The sequence below is a fragment of the Mycobacterium sp. MFM001 genome (genome assembly GCF_003402475.1).
In the GTDB taxonomy this organism is placed as follows: domain Bacteria; phylum Actinomycetota; class Actinomycetes; order Mycobacteriales; family Mycobacteriaceae; genus Mycobacterium.
In genome coordinates, this window is the sequence record NZ_BFAB01000002.1 from 493747 (window position 1) to 509927 (window position 16181).

Below are 16181 nucleotides of genomic sequence, written 5' to 3' on the forward strand. Positions count from 1 at the left end.
GGGCGAGCCTAATCGTCCTGCGCGGGCGGCTTGTCGGCATCGTCGGTCGGCGCGGCAGGTGCCTCGTCTTCCGGTTCGACGACGGGGGCTTCCGGCTCGACGACGGGCGCTTGCGGCTCGACGACGGGTTCGACCTCGGGTTCGGCGACGGGCACCGGCTTGGGCCGGCGGCTGATCCCGCCGGCCATCGCCACAGTGACGGCGCCGATGACCGCGAACCACAAAAACACCGCGATCCCGAAGGTGTCCTGGTCGACGCCGACCCCGCCGAAATTGCCCAGCTGCCCGCCGCCGGCGTAGCCCAGCAACGCCGTTGTCAGGGCGGCCAGCACAGACGCCACCAACAGCTTGGCGGTCGCCGCGAGCAGCGGCAGCGGCCGTCGCGCGCATTGCTGGCCGACCGCCACACCGGAGGATGCGCCGACGATCAGCAACGCCACCCACACCGGTCCCAGTGGCGGGCTGGGCGCCGCGGCCAGCACGGGAAGCGCCGGCATATCGCCGCCGAACACCGTGAACGAGCTGAACGTCGCGAAGCCCAGGTGGGCGCTGGACCCGACGGCAACCGCGGCCGTGCCGACCATGATGTTGGGCACATACAACACCGACAGCACGGTCAGGCTGAACTGGCCGAAGATCGAGTCGGTGATCGCGTAGAGCTCGTGCATGGTGCCCCAGTGCACGACCAGCGAACCGGCCGCCACCACTCCCGAAAGCCCGAGCAGCGCCAGCACGCCCGCCGTCGCGGCCCGCAGTGAATCGCCCAGCCAGTCGGGCAGCGGTGAGGCCGCCAAGGCCCTACGGCCGACCCGGGAGCCCACGCCGATCGCCGCGCCGATGCCGTGGACCACCAGCACACTGAGGAACGCCCGCAACGCGCTGGGTGTCTGCAGCTCGGTGATCACCGACGCGGCGTCGTGGATGACGGCCAGGCAGATGGCGGCAATCAACAGCGGGCCGCCCAGCGCGGAGGCCACCACCCAGCGGATCACGAACCAGGACGCGGTGGCGGCGGTGGCCTGCGCCGTCGTGCGCGCCGTCCCCCACACCATCAGCAGCACCGGGAGTAGCGGCATCACGCCGAGTTCACGGCCGCCGATCGAGATGGGCACCTGATGCACGCCGAGCCACATGCTGGCGATAGCGCCGAGTGCGCCGGTCATGTCACTGTTGGCAATCAGCAACTGCAGCAGCGTCACTGCGGCGATGATGACCAGCGCCACCACCGCCGGCCCGAAGGCCACCCTCAGCAGGTCTCGGGCCTGACGCGCGCCCGGCGCGCGGCTATCCTCCACCCGCGTCACGCTTCGCGCACGTTGACGACTAGGCGCGGAAACGCCCGGTTAGGACTGTGACTGACCCGAGGACGGCTGCTGTGGCTGCTGGCCCTGGCCATAGGACTGCTGGGTCTGCCCGCCGTGGTTGCCGGAGTTGCCCTGGCCCGAACCCTGGCTTCCCGAACCGCCCGACTGCGGCTGCCCGAAGCTGGGGAAACCGGTGGGCGGGGTGGGCGGGCCCTGCTGCGAGCCTTGCTGCCCGCTCTGCTGCGGCCCGGTCTGGGAGGCCTGCTGCTGCGGTCCGGTCTGCTGGCCGGCCGTGCTGAAGCCGCCGGTCGACGGGGACGACGGGTAGCCGCCGTACTGCGAGCCGTAGCCGGAGTGCTGAGGTGATTGCTGCGGGCTGTGCTGCTGCTGGTAGGGACCCTGCTGACCGTAGTAGCCGCCGTACTGCCCGTAGTGCCCGTACTGCTGGTCGTATTTGGGCCGCGGCGCCGGCGGAGTGATCACGCCGGCCTCCAGCAACAGCGCGGCAACCGCGGCAATGGCCTGGAGCACGGCGCAGGCCAGCACGAACCACAGCGCCCAGCCGATCGAGAAGCCGCTCGGCTTGGCGAGCGCCTCCTTGATCACCGTCAGCACCCCGAACACTGCGATCGCCGCGACGACCGCCGAGTAGTTCTTCGCCTTCGGCAGCAGGCCGACCGCCGCGAGCAGCCCGGCCAGCAGCGCGGCGATCACGCCGATGCCGACGTCGCCGCCGGTGATGTCGCCGACCGGACCCATGTCGGAGCTGACCGTGTACATCGGCCCGAAGCTCGCCAGGTAGCTCGCCAGACCGAGCGCCACCACCGCGATGGTCAGGTAGAGACCCAAATTGCTAGAGCCCTCTTCGGATTTCGCGAACGACGGCGTGGAGGCCCCATACGAGCCTTGCGACTGCGCGGGCGGATATCCGGGGCTGCCGGGCGAGTAGGTCATGACTTCTCCTGTGCTTCCAGTGCCGTTGCTGTACTCCCAGGCGCCGCTCCCGCGACGCTACGTCGGACCGCTCGATGAACGCCATAGCGGCGAGCGCGGGCGTTGCGACGCGATTCGACCATCCACGCTAGCGCACCTCGGGTTACCCGCGATGCGGCAGTCGGTGTGTCATACCGCCCCCGCGCTTGCCCGCCGGATTGGAACACGTTCTAATTCAGGGATGGATTACGGGCTTGTGCTGTTCACCAGCGACCGCGGCATCACCCCGGCGGCGGCGGCCGTCCTCGCCGAAAAGCATGGATTTCACACCTTCTACGTGCCCGAACACACGCACATCCCGGTCAAGCGGGAGGCCGCGCACCCGACAACCGGCGACGAGTCGTTGCCCGACGACCGATACATGCGCACGTTGGACCCGTGGGTCAGTCTGGGTGCGGCGTGCGCCGTCACCTCACGGGTTCGGCTGTCCACCGCGGTGGCGCTGCCGGTCGAACACGATCCGATCACGCTGGCCAAATCGATTGCCACCCTCGATCATCTGTCGGGCGGCCGGGTGAGCCTGGGCGTTGGATTCGGTTGGAACACCGACGAACTCACCGACCACGGTGTGCCGCCCGGGCGGCGCCGCACGATGCTGCGCGAATACCTTGAGGCGATGCGGGCGCTGTGGACGCAGGAGGAAGCGGCCTACGACGGCGAGTTCGTCAAATTCGGGCCGAGCTGGGCGTGGCCCAAGCCGGTGCAGTCGCATATCCCGGTGCTGGTCGGTGCGGCGGGAACCGAGAAGAACTTCAAGTGGATCGCGCGCAGCGCCGACGGATGGATCACCACGCCGCGCGACTTCGAAATCGACGAGCCGGTGAAGTTGTTGCAGGACACCTGGGCCGCCGCCGGCCGCGACGGCGCGCCGCAGATCGTGGCGCTGGACTTCAAGCCGGATGCCGAGAAGTTGGCCCGCTGGGCCGAGCTGGGCGTGACCGAGGTGTTGTTCGGCTTACCCGACCGCCCCGAAGACGAGGTGGCCGCCTACATGGAACGGCTCGCCGGCAAGCTTGCCGCAATGGTGTGACCGGCTACAAACCGCAGCGGTTGCCGTAGTCGAACGAGCGCACCATCACCGACTGGCCCAGCGGGTCCCCGTCGGTCAGCAACGCGATCAGGTCGTCCTCTTCGGTGGTGGCCAAAAACCGGCTGTCGTCGGCGTCGAGGCGGCCGATGACGATTCCGGTCAGCCGGCCGTTGTCCCGTCGCACGGTGTAGGTCTCGACGGTGCCGGGCCCGTCGGCCTGCTCGGTCACCGCAACGGTGGGCCATGCCTCGATCTCCGCCTGCAACTGCGCACTGCGGTCCGGCTTCCACTCAACCGGCGTCGTCGAGTAGATCCCCACCGAGTACTTGCTCATGATGCCGCCGTTGGCGCCGACGAGGCCGAATTCTCCTGGGCGGCTTCGCATCGCAGCGACGGTCTCGGCGACGCCGTGCATCGAGTAGTTGTTGCCGGCCCCGCCGAAGAACGGCAGACCGCCGGTCAGCGTCAGCCCGCGCGGGTCGTCCGGCGCGATGCCCATGCCGTCGCAGATGTTGAACACCGGCACCGGGAAGCAGCTGTACAGGTCGAAGGTGGCGACGTCGTCGACACCAATACCGGCGACACGCAATGCTTCCCGCACCGCCATCACCGCCGACGGCGCGTGCCCCAGATCGGGCCGATCCAGCAGACTCTGCTCGGCCATGTCGGCATGGCCGTGCAGGTACACCCAATTGTCTTCTGGCACACCGAGTTTGCGCGCCGCCTCCACCGACATCAGCAGCGCCGCCGCGCCCTGGTTCACCTGGTCACGCGCCACCAGCAGCCGCGGATACGGATCGGAGATCATCCGGTTGCTCTCGGTGACCGTGATCAGTTCCTCGACACTGCGCTCGACCGGCGCGGCGGCGAACGGGTTGTCGGCGGCCACCTTGCTGAACGGCGCGAACAACTCACCCATGCACCGCAGATACTCGGCCGGGCTCAGACCGGTGCCGGCGCGTCGGGCGTTTTCCAGCAGCGCGTACTGCGTCGGGGCGTCCACCAGGCCGTGGATCACGGTGTAGCGGCTGATCAGCCCCTCCAGGCCGTGACCGCGATCTTCCAGCGAGCCGTCGACCGTCTCCGAGAAATCCGGTTTGTTGTCGGCGCCCGCGAAGTAGCGGGTGGTCGACGTCGCATCCGAGCCGAAGATCAGCGCGACCTCTGAGCGGCCGGCGGCGATCTCGCCGGCCAGCTCGGTGATCAGATGCTGCGGGCCCTGGCCCCCGACGATCTCCAGGATCGCCCGGGCCGGATCGGCGTCGATCCGGTTGGCCACCGACCGCGGATAGTTGTTCGACTTGCCCAGTGCCGCTTGAGCCGGCCCGGAGATCTCGAACTGCCGCACACCCGCGACGGTGTCGATCGCGGCCGCCACCTTGGCCGCATCGGCGCCGCAGTCCTCGAGCGCGGCACGCGCACCCGCAGCGGCCAGCTCGACCGCCGACATGGCGCGGTAGTACGGGTCGTCGATCCGCTCAGCGGCCTGCCCGACGCCGACGACGACGGGAGTGCTGCCGCTAATGGCGCCGCTCCTCCTCATCGCTTCGTCCCCCTCGCCGCTGCGCGGCTGGGGGTGCCCCCACTCCATCGTCGCCGGCGCCGGTCGACTGTCACAGGCTTTGCAAAATCTTCCGCGCCAAAGCTGCAGTCTCCGAAGGCGTTTTGCCGACTTTGACACCGGCCGCCTCCAACGCTTCCTTCTTGGCGGCCGCGGTACCCGACGAGCCCGACACGATGGCGCCGGCGTGGCCCATCGTCTTGCCTTCGGGCGCAGTGAATCCCGCGACGTAGCCGACGACCGGCTTGGACACGTTGGCCTTGATGTAGTCGGCCGCGCGCTCCTCGGCGTCGCCGCCGATCTCGCCGATCATCACGATGACCTTGGTGTCCGGATCCTTCTCGAACGCCTCGATCGCGTCGATGTGGGTGGTGCCGATCACCGGGTCCCCGCCGATCCCGATCGCGGTGGAGAAACCGAAATCACGCAGCTCGAACATCATCTGGTAGGTCAGCGTGCCCGACTTGGACACCAGGCCGATCGGACCGGATCCGGTGATGTTGGCCGGGGTGATGCCGACCAGCGACTGGCCGGGCGTGATGATGCCGGGACAGTTGGGCCCGATGATCCGGGTCTTGTTGCCCTTGCTGACGTTGTAGGCCCACGCATAGGCGCTGTCCTGCACCGGGATTCCCTCGGTGATGACCACCAGCAGCGGAATCTCGGCGTCGACGGCCTCGATGATGGCGTCCTTGGCGAACTTCGGCGGCACGAAGATGATCGACACGTCGGCGCCGGTCTCCTTCATTGCCTCGGCGACGCCGCCGAACACCGGCAGCTTGATGACCCGACCGCCCTTGTCCTCGTGGGTGACCGTCGTGCCCGCTTTGCGCGCGTTGACGCCGCCGACGATCTGGGTGCCGGCCTTGAGCATCCGGGCGGTGTGCACGGTGGCCTCGCTGCCGGTGATGCCCTGGACGATGACCTTGTTGTCCTTGTTCAAAAAGATCGACATATCCGCAAGTCCTTTCTCAGGCGCTCGCCAACGCGGCGGCTTTGTCGGCGGCCTCGTCCATCGTGTCCACCAGGGTCACGAGCGGATGGTTGGCTTCGGCCAGGATGCGCCGGCCCTCTTCGACGTTGTTGCCGTCGAGCCGGACCACTAGTGGCTTGGTGGCGGTGTCGCCGAGCATCTTCAGCGCCGACACGATGCCGTTGGCGACGGCGTCGCATGCGGTGATGCCACCGAAGACGTTGACGAACACGCTCTTGACCTGCTCGTCGCCCAGGATGACGTCCAGCCCGGCGGCCATCACCTCCGCCGACGCGCCGCCGCCGATGTCCAGGAAGTTGGCCGGCTTCACCCCGCCATGCTTCTCGCCGGCATAGGCCGCGACATCCAGCGTCGACATCACCAGGCCGGCGCCGTTACCGATGATCCCGATCTGGCCGTCCAGCTTGACGTAGTTGAGGTCGTGCTCCTTGGCCTTGAGCTCCAGCGGGTCGGTGGCGTCGCGGTCCTCGAACTCCGCGTGCCCGGGCTGGCGGAACGCGGCGTTGCCGTCGAGCGTCACCTTGCCGTCCAGCGCCAGGATCTGGTCGTCCGGCGTGCGGACCAGCGGGTTGACCTCGACCAGGGTGGCGTCCTCGGCTACGAACAGCTCCCAGAGTTTCTGGATCGTCACCGCCGCGGCGTCGAGCACCTCGGCCGGCAGGTGGCCCTGCTCGGCGATCGAGCGCGCGAACGCCAGATCGACACCCTTCACCGCGTCGACGGGAACCTTGGCCAGCCGCTCGGGTTTGGTCGCGGCGACCTCCTCGATCTCCATGCCGCCCTCCACCGAGCACATCGCCAGGTAGGTGCGGTTGGCCCGGTCGAGCAGGAAGGAGATGTAGTACTCCTCGGCGATGTCGCTGGCCTCGGACACCAGCAGCTTCTTGACGACGTGGCCCTTGATATCGAGGCCCAGGATGTTGTTGGCGTGGGTGTAGGCGTCCTCGGCGGTGGCGGCGTACTTCACGCCACCGGCCTTGCCGCGGCCACCGGTCTTGACTTGTGCCTTGACCATCACCGGGCGGCCGATTTCCTCGGCGATCGCCTTGGCGCCGTCGGCGCTGTCGGTCACCCGTCCGGGCGTGGTGGGCACGTTGTGCTTGGCGAACAGCTCCTTCGCCTGATACTCGAAGAGATCCATGGGCTCACTGTCTACTGAGTTCGGCCTGATTAGGTAAGCGACTCGGTTCTGGGCAAGCCCCTGAACCGCGCCCCGGGGGAACTGTATCGACCCGCCGTCATGGCGCTGTCGTCGCATCCGCTGTTGTGGCGCAGGTCACCGCGGGTGGATGCCGTACGCTGTGCCCGGGACGGGCCCGAGTGCTCGCGCGTGATGCGGATCACATTATCGACCGGGATTCCTGTCACGCCTTGCGAGGTCGCTACCCCAGTGGTTAACGTCTCAGGGTCCAGATAACGTTATGGTTACGACGCGAGGGACATTCAGGTTGGCCCAGCACCGTTCTGCCCGGTCTCCTGTCGCCGGAGACTCTCGTGGATCGCTCGACCGCTGGTCAGACCTCGACCGCAACGAGGTCACCGACATCATCCCGTTCAATGAGTTCGGCAACCTCGATGACCTGGACTTTAACGACAACAGTGTTTTCGGAAGTGCGGCCTCCGTCCTGGAGGCGCCCGAGCTCGACGACCTGCACGACACCGACGATCTGACCCCGCTGCCCCTGGCCAGCCCCAGCGAACACCGGTACGACCGGCACACCGAGCGGACTAATTCCTACCGCCTCGAACTGCACGGACGTCCCAATAATGCCGATGCGCCCTGGCGCCGCCCGCAGCACCGCCGGCAGCTCAGCGGCGCGGCGCGGGGCCGGATGCTGATCACCGCCATGGCCGCCGGTGCCGCCGCCGCCGCAGCGCATTCGGCCACGCACCCCTCCGACGACTCGAAGGCCGAAACCGTGCTGGCCGCCGACGCGTCGACGCCCAGCGGCGGCCCGATCACCACCTCGGCGCGCGGCATGCAGATGGTGACCGTGAAGCCGGCCGCGAACGTCGCCGTGCACAACGCGGAACTCGCCCACGCCGTGGCGTTCGCCGAAGAGCGCGCCCAGCGCGAGGCGCGACTGCAGCAGCCACTGTTCGTCATGCCAACAAAGGGCATATTCACGTCGAATTTCGGGTACCGCTGGGGTGTGCTGCACGCCGGTATCGACATCGCCAACTCGATCGGAACCCCGATCCTGGCGGTGTCGGACGGGGTGGTCATCGACGCCGGCCCGACCGCCGGCTACGGAATGTGGGTGAAGCTGCGCCACGCCGACGGCACGGTCACGCTGTACGGTCACGTCAACACGACGACGGTCAGCGTCGGCCAGCGTGTGATGGCGGGCGATCAGATTGCCACGATGGGCAACCGCGGCAACTCCACCGGTCCGCACCTGCATTTCGAGGTGTTGCTGGGCGGCACCAACCGGGTAGACCCGGTGCCGTGGCTGGCCAAGCGTGGCCTGAGTGTCGGAAGTTTCGCCGGTTGACCGGTTATCGGGTCAACCGAGTCCCCGCCCGGCGATAATCCGCCTACAAACCCAGCAAGCGGTCATGTCAGCGACGGCGGCGCCACTGCCGGCTCGGCAGCCACGACGCGATTCGAGAACGAAGGCATGAGGTGACGACACCCCACGACGAAGCGCCGCGGACCCGCATCATCCGGCGAGCACCGACGACGCCGCTGCCCGCGATAGCGGACGACGCCCGCACCACCCACATTCCGCGCCAGCCACCCGGCGGCGCCGGGTACCCGGTTCCGCCGGCGACGGCCCGTCGACCGGATGAGCCGGTCAGCAAGACCGCGGTGGCCGCCGCCGCCGTCAGTGTGGTCAGCGGCTGGGCCACCTCGGTGGTGGCCACCGAGCTGATCGCGGGCTGGTGGCAATCCGACCGCCTGTTCTGCGTCGCGGTCGGATTCCTCGCCTTGGTGTTTGCGCTGGCCACCGTGTCCGGCGTGATCCTGCTGCTACTGCGACGGGGGCTTGGCCGCTACCTCATCGTGGCTGGCGCCGTGGTCGCGGTGCTGACCTACCTCGGCGTGTTCATCGCCGGCGCACGCGTCGCCTGGATCGTGCACACACTGTGGATATTGCCGATCGCGAGCGCGGTGCTGGCAATGCATCCGCAAACGAAACGCTGGCTGCCGCAGGACAGTTGATACTCTCCCGGGAATGGACCCCCGGCAGTTCCCCCTGCAGCCCGGCTGGGGACCGCCGCCAGCGCCTTACCCGCTCTACCCGCCGCGGCGGCCCGGCGGCGCTACCGCTATTGCGGCCGCGGTCCTGAGTTTTCTCGGCAGCATCGCCCACGCGGTCGTGTGCGCTTTGTGCGTCGCTTCGATCGTGTTGGGCTATCACCTGAATTTCAAAGTCGTATCATTCTTCGCGTTGCTCGCAGTGGCGTCGCTTGCAGCCGCAGTGGCACTTTCGGCCGGCGCGGTCATGCTGCTACGGCGCCGACCGGGCGGCGGGGTGACCATTGTGGCGACATGCGCGGCGGCCATCCCGGTGGATTTCGCCTTGTTCGTATTGGCCGAACTGATCCACCGCGCCAACAGGCACTACTACGGACAGGTAGTCCCGATGGCCGCCATCGGCGTCGTTCTCACTGTCGTCGTGGGCGGTCTCACAATCATTTTGGCGATGGCGCCGCCCACCAAGCGTTGGTGCCGGGCGACGCAGCCGAGCGCGCCGCCACCACCCCCGATGGCTACAGCTTGGTGAGCGGGGCGTGGTTGTGCATCAGCTTGACCCGCCCCGAACTGCCGAAGTCGATCAGCGACATCGCCGATTCCCCGACGCCGGAGACCTCCTCCACGCGGCCCAGCCCGTACTTGTCGTGGGAGACCCGGTCGCCGGGCTCGAGCACCAGCAGCGGCCGGTTGCTCTTCGACACGCGAGCCGGTGACGGGCGCGACGACGGGCCGAACCGGCCGGCGCCACTCACCGGCGCGCTGAACGACGGGGTCGGGTCGCTGCGCCGCCAGTCGATCAGCTCCTGCGGGATTTCCCGCAGGAACCGCGATTCGGGGTTGAGCATCGGCTGGCCCCACGACGAGCGGACCTTGGCCCGGCTGACGTAGAGCCGCTGCCGCGCCCGGGTGATCCCGACGTAGACCAGCCGCCGTTCCTCGGAGAGTTCGGTGGGATCACCCAATGCCCGCATGTGCGGGAACATTCCGTCCTCCCAGCCGGTGACGAACACCACCGGAAACTCCAGCCCTTTCGCGGTGTGCAACGTCATCAATGTGACCACACCGGCGTTGTGCTCGGGGATTTCGTCGGCGTCGGCGACCAGCGACACCCGCTCCAAAAACTGCGCCAGCACGCTGGTGTCGGGCACGTCTTCGTCGTCGGCGCCCTCCTCGAGCGCAGCGGCGTTGGCCATGTCGGTGGCGAATTCGTGTGCGACGCTGACCAGTTCGTTCAGGTTGTCCAGCCGGGCCAAATCCTGTGGATCACTGGAGGATTCCAGCTCCGTGCGGTAGCCGGTGCGGTTGAGCACCGCCTCGACCAGTTCGCCGAGGTCACCGTCGAGATGGCCGCGCAGCTCGTCGAGCATCTCGACGAAACCCGCGATCGCTTTCACCGAACGGGAATTCAGCATCGGCACTTTGCCCTCGGCGGCCGCGTCCAGCGCGTCGGCGAAACTGGCGCCGGTGTTCTCGGCGTACACCGCCACGCAGGCTTCGGCGCGGTCACCGATTCCGCGACGGGGTGTGTTGAGAATGCGCCGCAGGCTCACCGCGTCACCCGGGTTGTCCAGCACCCGCAGGTAGGCGACGATGTCGCGGATCTCCTTGCGCTCGTAAAACCGAACGCCCCCAACGACTTTGTACGGGATGCCGGCGCGGATGAACACCTCTTCCAGCGACCGCGACGAGTTGTTGGTGCGGTAGAAGACCGCCACGTCGTTGTAGGTGATCTCACCGCGCCCGGCCAGCGCCTCGATCTCTTCGGCGACAAACCGCGCTTCGTCGTGCTCGTTGTCGGCGACGTAGCCGACGATCAGCTCACCCTCCCCGGCGTCGGTCCACAGCCGCTTCTCCCGGCGTCCCGAGTTCCGCGAGATCACCGAGTTGGCCGCCGACAAGATGTTCTGGGTTGAGCGGTAGTTCTGCTCCAGCAGAATCGTCGTGGCGTCGGGGTAGTCCCGCTCGAAGTCCTCGATGTTGCGAATCGTGGCGCCACGGAAGGCGTAGATCGACTGATCGGCGTCGCCGACGACGCACAACTCCGCGGGCGGCAGCCCGTCGTCCGTCCCATGCCCGACGAGCTCGCGCACCAACACGTATTGGGCGTGGTTGGTGTCCTGGTATTCGTCGACCAGGATGTGCCGGAACCGCCGCCGGTAATGCTGGGCGATCTGCGGGAAGGCCTGCAACACCGCGACGGTCTCGCCGATCAGGTCGTCGAAATCCAGGGCGTTGGCCGCCCGCAGCCGGTGCTGATATTCGGAGTAGACGGCGGCGACGGTGCGGGCCAGGTCGTCGGAGTCGTCGGAGAGAGCCGATGTCGCCTGCTGCGGGTCGATCAGTTCGTTTTTCAGGTTGGAGATGGCGTTGGCCAGCAGCCGCGGTGAATACCGCTTGATGTCGAGGCCCATGTCCTTGCCGATCATCTGCAGCAGCCGCCGCGAATCGTCGGCGTCGTAGATCGAGAAGTTGGAATTGAGCCCCGGGATCAGCGTGGCCTGGTTGCGCAGGATGCGCACACAGGTCGAGTGAAACGTCGACACCCACATGGAGCGGGCGCGTGGCCCGATCAGTTGCACGACGCGCTCGCGCATCTCGGCGGCGGCCTTGTTGGTGAACGTGATGGCCAGAATCTGGCCCGCGCCCACGTCGCGCGCGCCCATCAGGTACGCAATGCGCCGGGTTAGCACCGCGGTCTTGCCCGAGCCGGCGCCCGCGACGATCAGCAGCGGAGAACCCTCGTGCAGCACCGCCTGGCGCTGCTGCGGGTTGAGCCCGTCGAGCAACTGATCTGCCCCGGCATCGGTCGCGTGCATTGTCAATCTGCGCCGCTCCTCCTCATCGCTCCGCGTGCATCGTCGTCGGCGCGGTCATGTCTGTCCAAACTTACCGCCGCACGGCGACAGCTTTTGCGCTGGCGCGGGCCCGGGTGGCAGACTCGATACGTGCTCTACGGGCAGCATCGATTTTTCTACGGGTATCGGTCAGCGGTGCCCGTGGCTTAGCTGCTTTTCCTTGAGCCCTGAGGTCCGCATCCGGATTCGGGGCTCGTCTGTTGGGTGATGCCGGAATACGGATAACGGCCGAAAACCCACCAACAGCAAGAATGCGGAGTCACAATAAATGACGATGGAAACGGAACAGCTTCCCGATATCGACGAGTTGCGCCATGAAATCGACCGGCTCGACGCGGAGATTCTGGCTGCGGTCAAGCGCCGAACCGAGGTGTCTCAGGCGATCGGCAAGCTCCGGATGGCCAGCGGCGGCACCCGGCTGGTGCACAGCCGCGAAATGAAGGTCATCGAGCGCTACAGCGAGCTCGGGCCCGACGGCAAGGACCTGGCGATGCTGCTGCTGCGGATGGGCAGAGGCCGGCTCGGTCACTGAGCCACCCTGGCGGTCTTGGCTAGGGTCGAGAACATGACTGCGGTTCGCCAAATCCCCGACATCACCGCCACCCCGGCCTGGAACGCCCTGCGCAAGCATCACGAGCAGATCAAAGACACCCATCTCCGGCAGTTCTTCGACGACGACCCCGACCGTGGTCGTGAGTTCACGCTCACCGCCGGCGACCTCTACATCGACTACAGCAAGCACCGCATCACGCGCGAGACGCTCAAACTTCTGGTCGACCTGGCCCGAGCGGCGCAGCTCGAGCAGCGGCGCGACGAGATGTTCGCCGGCAAGCACATCAACACCTCGGAGGACCGCGCGGTGCTGCACACCGCGCTGCGGCTGCCACGCGACGCCACGCTGACCGTCGACGGGCAAAACGTCGTCGAGGACGTACACAAGGTGCTCAACGCGATGGGTGACTTCACCGACCGGCTGCGCAGCGGCGAGTGGACCGGCGCCACCGGCAAGCGCATCAGCACTGTCGTCAACATCGGGATCGGCGGCTCGGATCTGGGCCCGGTGATGGTGTACCAGGCGCTGCGCCACTACGTCGACGCCGGCATCTCGGCCCGGTTCGTGTCCAACGTCGACCCGGCCGACCTGGTGGCGACGCTGGCCGATTTGGACCCTGCCACAACGCTTTTCATTGTCGCCTCCAAGACCTTCTCGACGCTGGAGACGCTGACCAATGCCACCGCGGCGCGCCGCTGGCTGACCGACGCGCTGGGCGACGACGCGGTGGCCAAGCATTTCGTCGCGGTCTCCACCAACAAAGAGCGGGTCGCGGACTTCGGGATCGACACCGAGAACATGTTCGGCTTCTGGGACTGGGTCGGCGGACGCTATTCGGTGGATTCGGCGATCGGGCTGTCGGTGATGGCCGCCATCGGACGAGACGCCTTCGCCGACTTCCTCTCTGGATTCCACATCGTCGACGAGCATTTCAAGACGGCGCCGCTGGAGTCCAACGCGCCGGCGCTGCTCGGGCTGATCGAGCTGTGGTACTCCAACTTCTTCGGCGCCCAATCACGGGCGGTGCTGCCGTATTCCAACGACCTGGCCCGCTTCGCGGCCTATCTGCAACAGCTGACGATGGAATCCAACGGCAAGTCCACCCGCGCCGACGGCACCCCCGTCGTCACCGACACCGGCGAAATCTATTGGGGCGAACCGGGAACCAACGGCCAGCACGCCTTCTACCAATTGCTGCACCAGGGCACCCGGTTGGTGCCAGCCGATTTCATCGGGTTTTCCCAGCCGCTCGACGACCTGCCCGACGCCGACGGCAGCGGCAGCATGCACGACCTGTTGATGAGCAACTTCTTCGCCCAGACCCAGGTGCTGGCGTTCGGCAAGACCGCCGAAGAGATTGCCTCCGAAGGCACACCGGACGACGTGGTGCCGCACAAGGTGATGCCCGGCAACCGGCCCACCACCTCGATACTGGCGACCCGGCTCACCCCGTCGGTGCTCGGCCAGCTGATTGCGCTCTATGAGCACCAGGTGTTCACCGAGGGCGTGGTGTGGGGCATCGACTCGTTCGACCAATGGGGTGTGGAGCTGGGCAAGACCCAGGCCAAGGCGCTGTTGCCGGTGATCTCCGACGAGAAGTCGCCGGAGCGGCAGTCGGACAGCTCGACCGACGCCCTGGTGCGCCGCTACCGCACCGAGAGAGGCCGTGTGGGTTAGCGCACGACGAGCTCGGAACCGAAGCGCCGCACGAAGTTTCGCAGCCGTTCAACTGTTGCCGTCTGTGGATCGGACAGGTGCAGCTGCAGCAGTTCGCGGCCGGCGGCGTGCAGGACCCGAGCGGTGTATTCGGGATCGTGCAGATCGGGATTGACGCGCAGCAGTTCCCTGACAAAGAAATCGAGCACGACGGCCTGGGATTGGGCCAGCCGGGCATACAGCTCCGGTGGCGCGCCCTGCGGCGGGAACAAAAACAGCCGCCACGTTGCGGGGTGAGCGTCGACGGCGGCCAGCACACCGTCGAACGCGAGAACCAGCGACTCCTCTGCGGCGGCAGCATCCAATCCCGCGATCGCTTCGGCGAATTGCGCGCCGGCCCGGGCCGCCTCACGGTCGATCAGTGCGACGAACAGGCCCGCGGGATCACCGAAGAGCTGATAAATCAGTGACCGATTGATGCCTGCCTGCTCCGCGATGCGGTTCGGTGTCGCGGCGTGAAACCCTTCGGCGTCGACGATCGCGTGTGTCACGTCGAGGATCTGCTCACGCCGCGCTTCGGCGGACATGCGCCGCTTCGGGTGGACCGCGGTCATGCTTGACAGCATAACTAACAACTTGTGAGTATTACTCACTAACTGTTAGTTAGCCGGAGGTTGTGATGGTCACGTACTACCCCGAACTCGCCGCGCGCGTCCGAAGCCAACGGGACCTGCAGCCCGACCTCTACGGCGACTTCGACTTCGAGGCGCAGCCGGATCGCCTGGCCACCGAGCCCGACGTCGACTCGGCCTTGCCCGCCTGGGTCGCCGACCGGGCGCCGATCCTGGAAGACGACCGCGTCCTCGAATTGATCAGCACGGCAACGATGCTCGGCGACGTCGTTGCCGATCCCTATGCGGCCCTGATGAATACGTACAGCGTCTCGCACCTGATCGACATGCTCAAAAGGGCGTGCCGAGAGGGCATCGAGGCGGTGCCCGAGGCACCCCCGGAACTCGAGTCGTTCATCGCTGCCATGGAGGACGCCCCGGAGTGGATCGACTTCGACCTGGTCCGCGAAGGCGCCCGGTGGGAGCGCATCCCCGCGGCACTGCTGGCCCCCTTCATCACGCGAGGGGCCTTCATCGCGACGTTCACCAACACCTACGCCGCGCTGCCGATGGCCCTGACCGGCGCGCTGACCGGCAAGCGGGCCGCCCGGCGGGTCAACGAGACGGCCAGCTTCTTCGCCGTCACCACCCTGCCCGGTGCGCTGGACCGATACGGGCCCGGCTTCGAAGCCGCGGCCATGGTTCGGCTGATGCACTCGATGGTCCGCTACAACGCGCTGAAGAAATCCGACAAATGGGACGTCGGCGTCTACGGCATGCCGATACCGCAGGTCGACCAGATGCCGGCCGGAATGATCGGCCAGTACCTGCTGGCCCGCCGCGCGCGTCAGCAGGGGCGGACGACGTTCACCAAAGAGGAACGCGCTGTCGTCGAATTCGCCAGGTACCGCTGCTTTTTGCTCGGCCTGCCGCCCGAACTGCTGCCCTCCGAACCCGCCGACATCATGCACGTCATGCATGCGCGCTCAGCGCTGCTGCGGGACGGATTCGACGACATCTGCCGCGAACTCGTCAGCGGCACGATGGCGGCTTATTTGCGCCCCGGTACCAGCCTGTTCGACCGTTGCGCGGAGGCGGTCGAGAAGAGTTTTTCCAAGCTCACCTTCGTCCGCACGTTCTGCGGTGGCGATCGCGACATCGCCGAGGCCATGGGCGTATCACTCGGCCCATCGGACCTTCTGCGCGTCGCCCTCACCACGCCCTTCATCATCGGACGTTTCACCGCGGTTCAGCAGGCCAGCCGCATTCCGGTGCTGCGGGACGTCACCGACGCCTACGTGATCGGGCTACTCAAGCTCCGGCTGGCCACCTACGGCAAGCCCGAATTCACCACTGACGCAGCGCATTACACGCCAGTCACAGTGTGAGCCACGTCGAGGTCCCCCGCTTGCGCGAGCGTGC

General features: G+C 67.2%; 14 protein-coding genes. 7 read left to right on the forward strand and 7 right to left on the reverse strand.

Annotated features, from left to right (window positions below):
- Nucleotides 1–8: 8 nt before the first annotated feature.
- On the reverse strand, nt 9–1295 hold the full coding sequence (locus MFM001_RS05870; protein WP_238158960.1) for a DUF6350 family protein: 1287 nt from the start codon (nt 1293–1295) through the stop codon (nt 9–11).
- A 48-nt stretch (nt 1296–1343) separates the two neighbouring features.
- Nucleotides 1344–2258: a DUF5336 domain-containing protein gene (locus MFM001_RS05875; protein WP_116374289.1), complete on the reverse strand. Its 915-nt coding sequence runs from the start codon at nt 2256–2258 to the stop codon at nt 1344–1346.
- A 220-nt stretch (nt 2259–2478) separates the two neighbouring features.
- On the opposite strand from MFM001_RS05875, the gene MFM001_RS05880 reads away from it, so the two are divergent.
- Complete coding sequence (locus MFM001_RS05880) at nt 2479–3327, forward strand: LLM class F420-dependent oxidoreductase (RefSeq protein ID WP_116374290.1); 849 nt, start codon at nt 2479–2481, stop codon at nt 3325–3327.
- 4 nt (nt 3328–3331) lie between these two features.
- Here the strand turns inward: MFM001_RS05880 and MFM001_RS05885 are convergent, their stop codons facing one another.
- From MFM001_RS05885 to sucC, 3 genes are all read right to left on the reverse strand, one after another.
- The gene (locus tag MFM001_RS05885; RefSeq protein WP_116374407.1) at nt 3332–4870 is read right to left on the reverse strand and encodes an acetyl-CoA acetyltransferase; all 1539 of its coding nucleotides are present in this window, start codon (nt 4868–4870) and stop codon (nt 3332–3334) included.
- A gap of 70 nt (nt 4871–4940) precedes the next feature.
- On the reverse strand, nt 4941–5843 hold the full coding sequence (gene sucD / locus MFM001_RS05890; RefSeq protein WP_116374291.1) for a succinate--CoA ligase subunit alpha: 903 nt from the start codon (nt 5841–5843) through the stop codon (nt 4941–4943).
- A 16-nt stretch (nt 5844–5859) separates the two neighbouring features.
- Nucleotides 5860–7023 carry an ADP-forming succinate--CoA ligase subunit beta gene (gene sucC / locus MFM001_RS05895; RefSeq protein WP_116374292.1) on the reverse strand — a complete coding sequence of 388 codons (1164 nt, stop codon included), beginning with the start codon at nt 7021–7023 and terminating at the stop codon, nt 5860–5862.
- A gap of 307 nt (nt 7024–7330) precedes the next feature.
- Between sucC and MFM001_RS05900 the strand changes: the two genes are divergently transcribed.
- The 3 genes from MFM001_RS05900 to MFM001_RS05910 all read left to right on the forward strand — a co-directional run bounded on the left by MFM001_RS05900 (nt 7331) and on the right by MFM001_RS05910 (nt 9613).
- Nucleotides 7331–8377, forward strand: a complete 1047-nt coding sequence (locus tag MFM001_RS05900) for a M23 family metallopeptidase (RefSeq protein WP_238158930.1) — start codon at nt 7331–7333, stop codon at nt 8375–8377.
- 131 nt (nt 8378–8508) lie between these two features.
- Nucleotides 8509–9048, forward strand: a complete 540-nt coding sequence (locus MFM001_RS05905; protein ID WP_238158932.1) for a hypothetical protein — start codon at nt 8509–8511, stop codon at nt 9046–9048.
- 13 nt (nt 9049–9061) lie between these two features.
- Nucleotides 9062–9613: a hypothetical protein gene (locus tag MFM001_RS05910; protein WP_116374294.1), complete on the forward strand. Its 552-nt coding sequence runs from the start codon at nt 9062–9064 to the stop codon at nt 9611–9613.
- On the opposite strand, the gene pcrA is transcribed toward MFM001_RS05910, so the two are convergent.
- Entirely contained in the window at nt 9600–11906 is a 2307-nt protein-coding gene (gene pcrA / locus MFM001_RS05915) for a DNA helicase PcrA (RefSeq protein ID WP_116374295.1), read from the reverse strand. The two genes, MFM001_RS05910 and pcrA, sit on opposite strands and share 14 nt — an antisense overlap.
- A gap of 301 nt (nt 11907–12207) precedes the next feature.
- Here pcrA and MFM001_RS05925 point away from each other — a divergent pair, with 301 nt between their 5' ends.
- Both MFM001_RS05925 and pgi read left to right on the forward strand, forming a co-directional pair.
- Nucleotides 12208–12471: a chorismate mutase gene (locus MFM001_RS05925; RefSeq protein ID WP_116374297.1), complete on the forward strand. Its 264-nt coding sequence runs from the start codon at nt 12208–12210 to the stop codon at nt 12469–12471.
- 33 nt (nt 12472–12504) lie between these two features.
- Nucleotides 12505–14169 carry a glucose-6-phosphate isomerase gene (pgi, locus tag MFM001_RS05930; RefSeq protein WP_116374298.1) on the forward strand — a complete coding sequence of 555 codons (1665 nt, stop codon included), beginning with the start codon at nt 12505–12507 and terminating at the stop codon, nt 14167–14169.
- Here the strand turns inward: pgi and MFM001_RS05935 are convergent.
- Nucleotides 14166–14735 (reverse strand): TetR/AcrR family transcriptional regulator, encoded by a 570-nt coding sequence (locus MFM001_RS05935; RefSeq protein WP_116374409.1) that lies wholly within the window; start codon nt 14733–14735, stop codon nt 14166–14168. The genes pgi and MFM001_RS05935 overlap by 4 nt on opposite strands.
- Before the next feature lie 92 nt (nt 14736–14827).
- Between MFM001_RS05935 and MFM001_RS05940 the strand changes: the two genes are divergently transcribed.
- Complete coding sequence (locus MFM001_RS05940) at nt 14828–16147, forward strand: oxygenase MpaB family protein (RefSeq protein WP_116374299.1); 1320 nt, start codon at nt 14828–14830, stop codon at nt 16145–16147.
- The last annotated feature ends 34 nt before the right edge of the window (nt 16148–16181 follow it).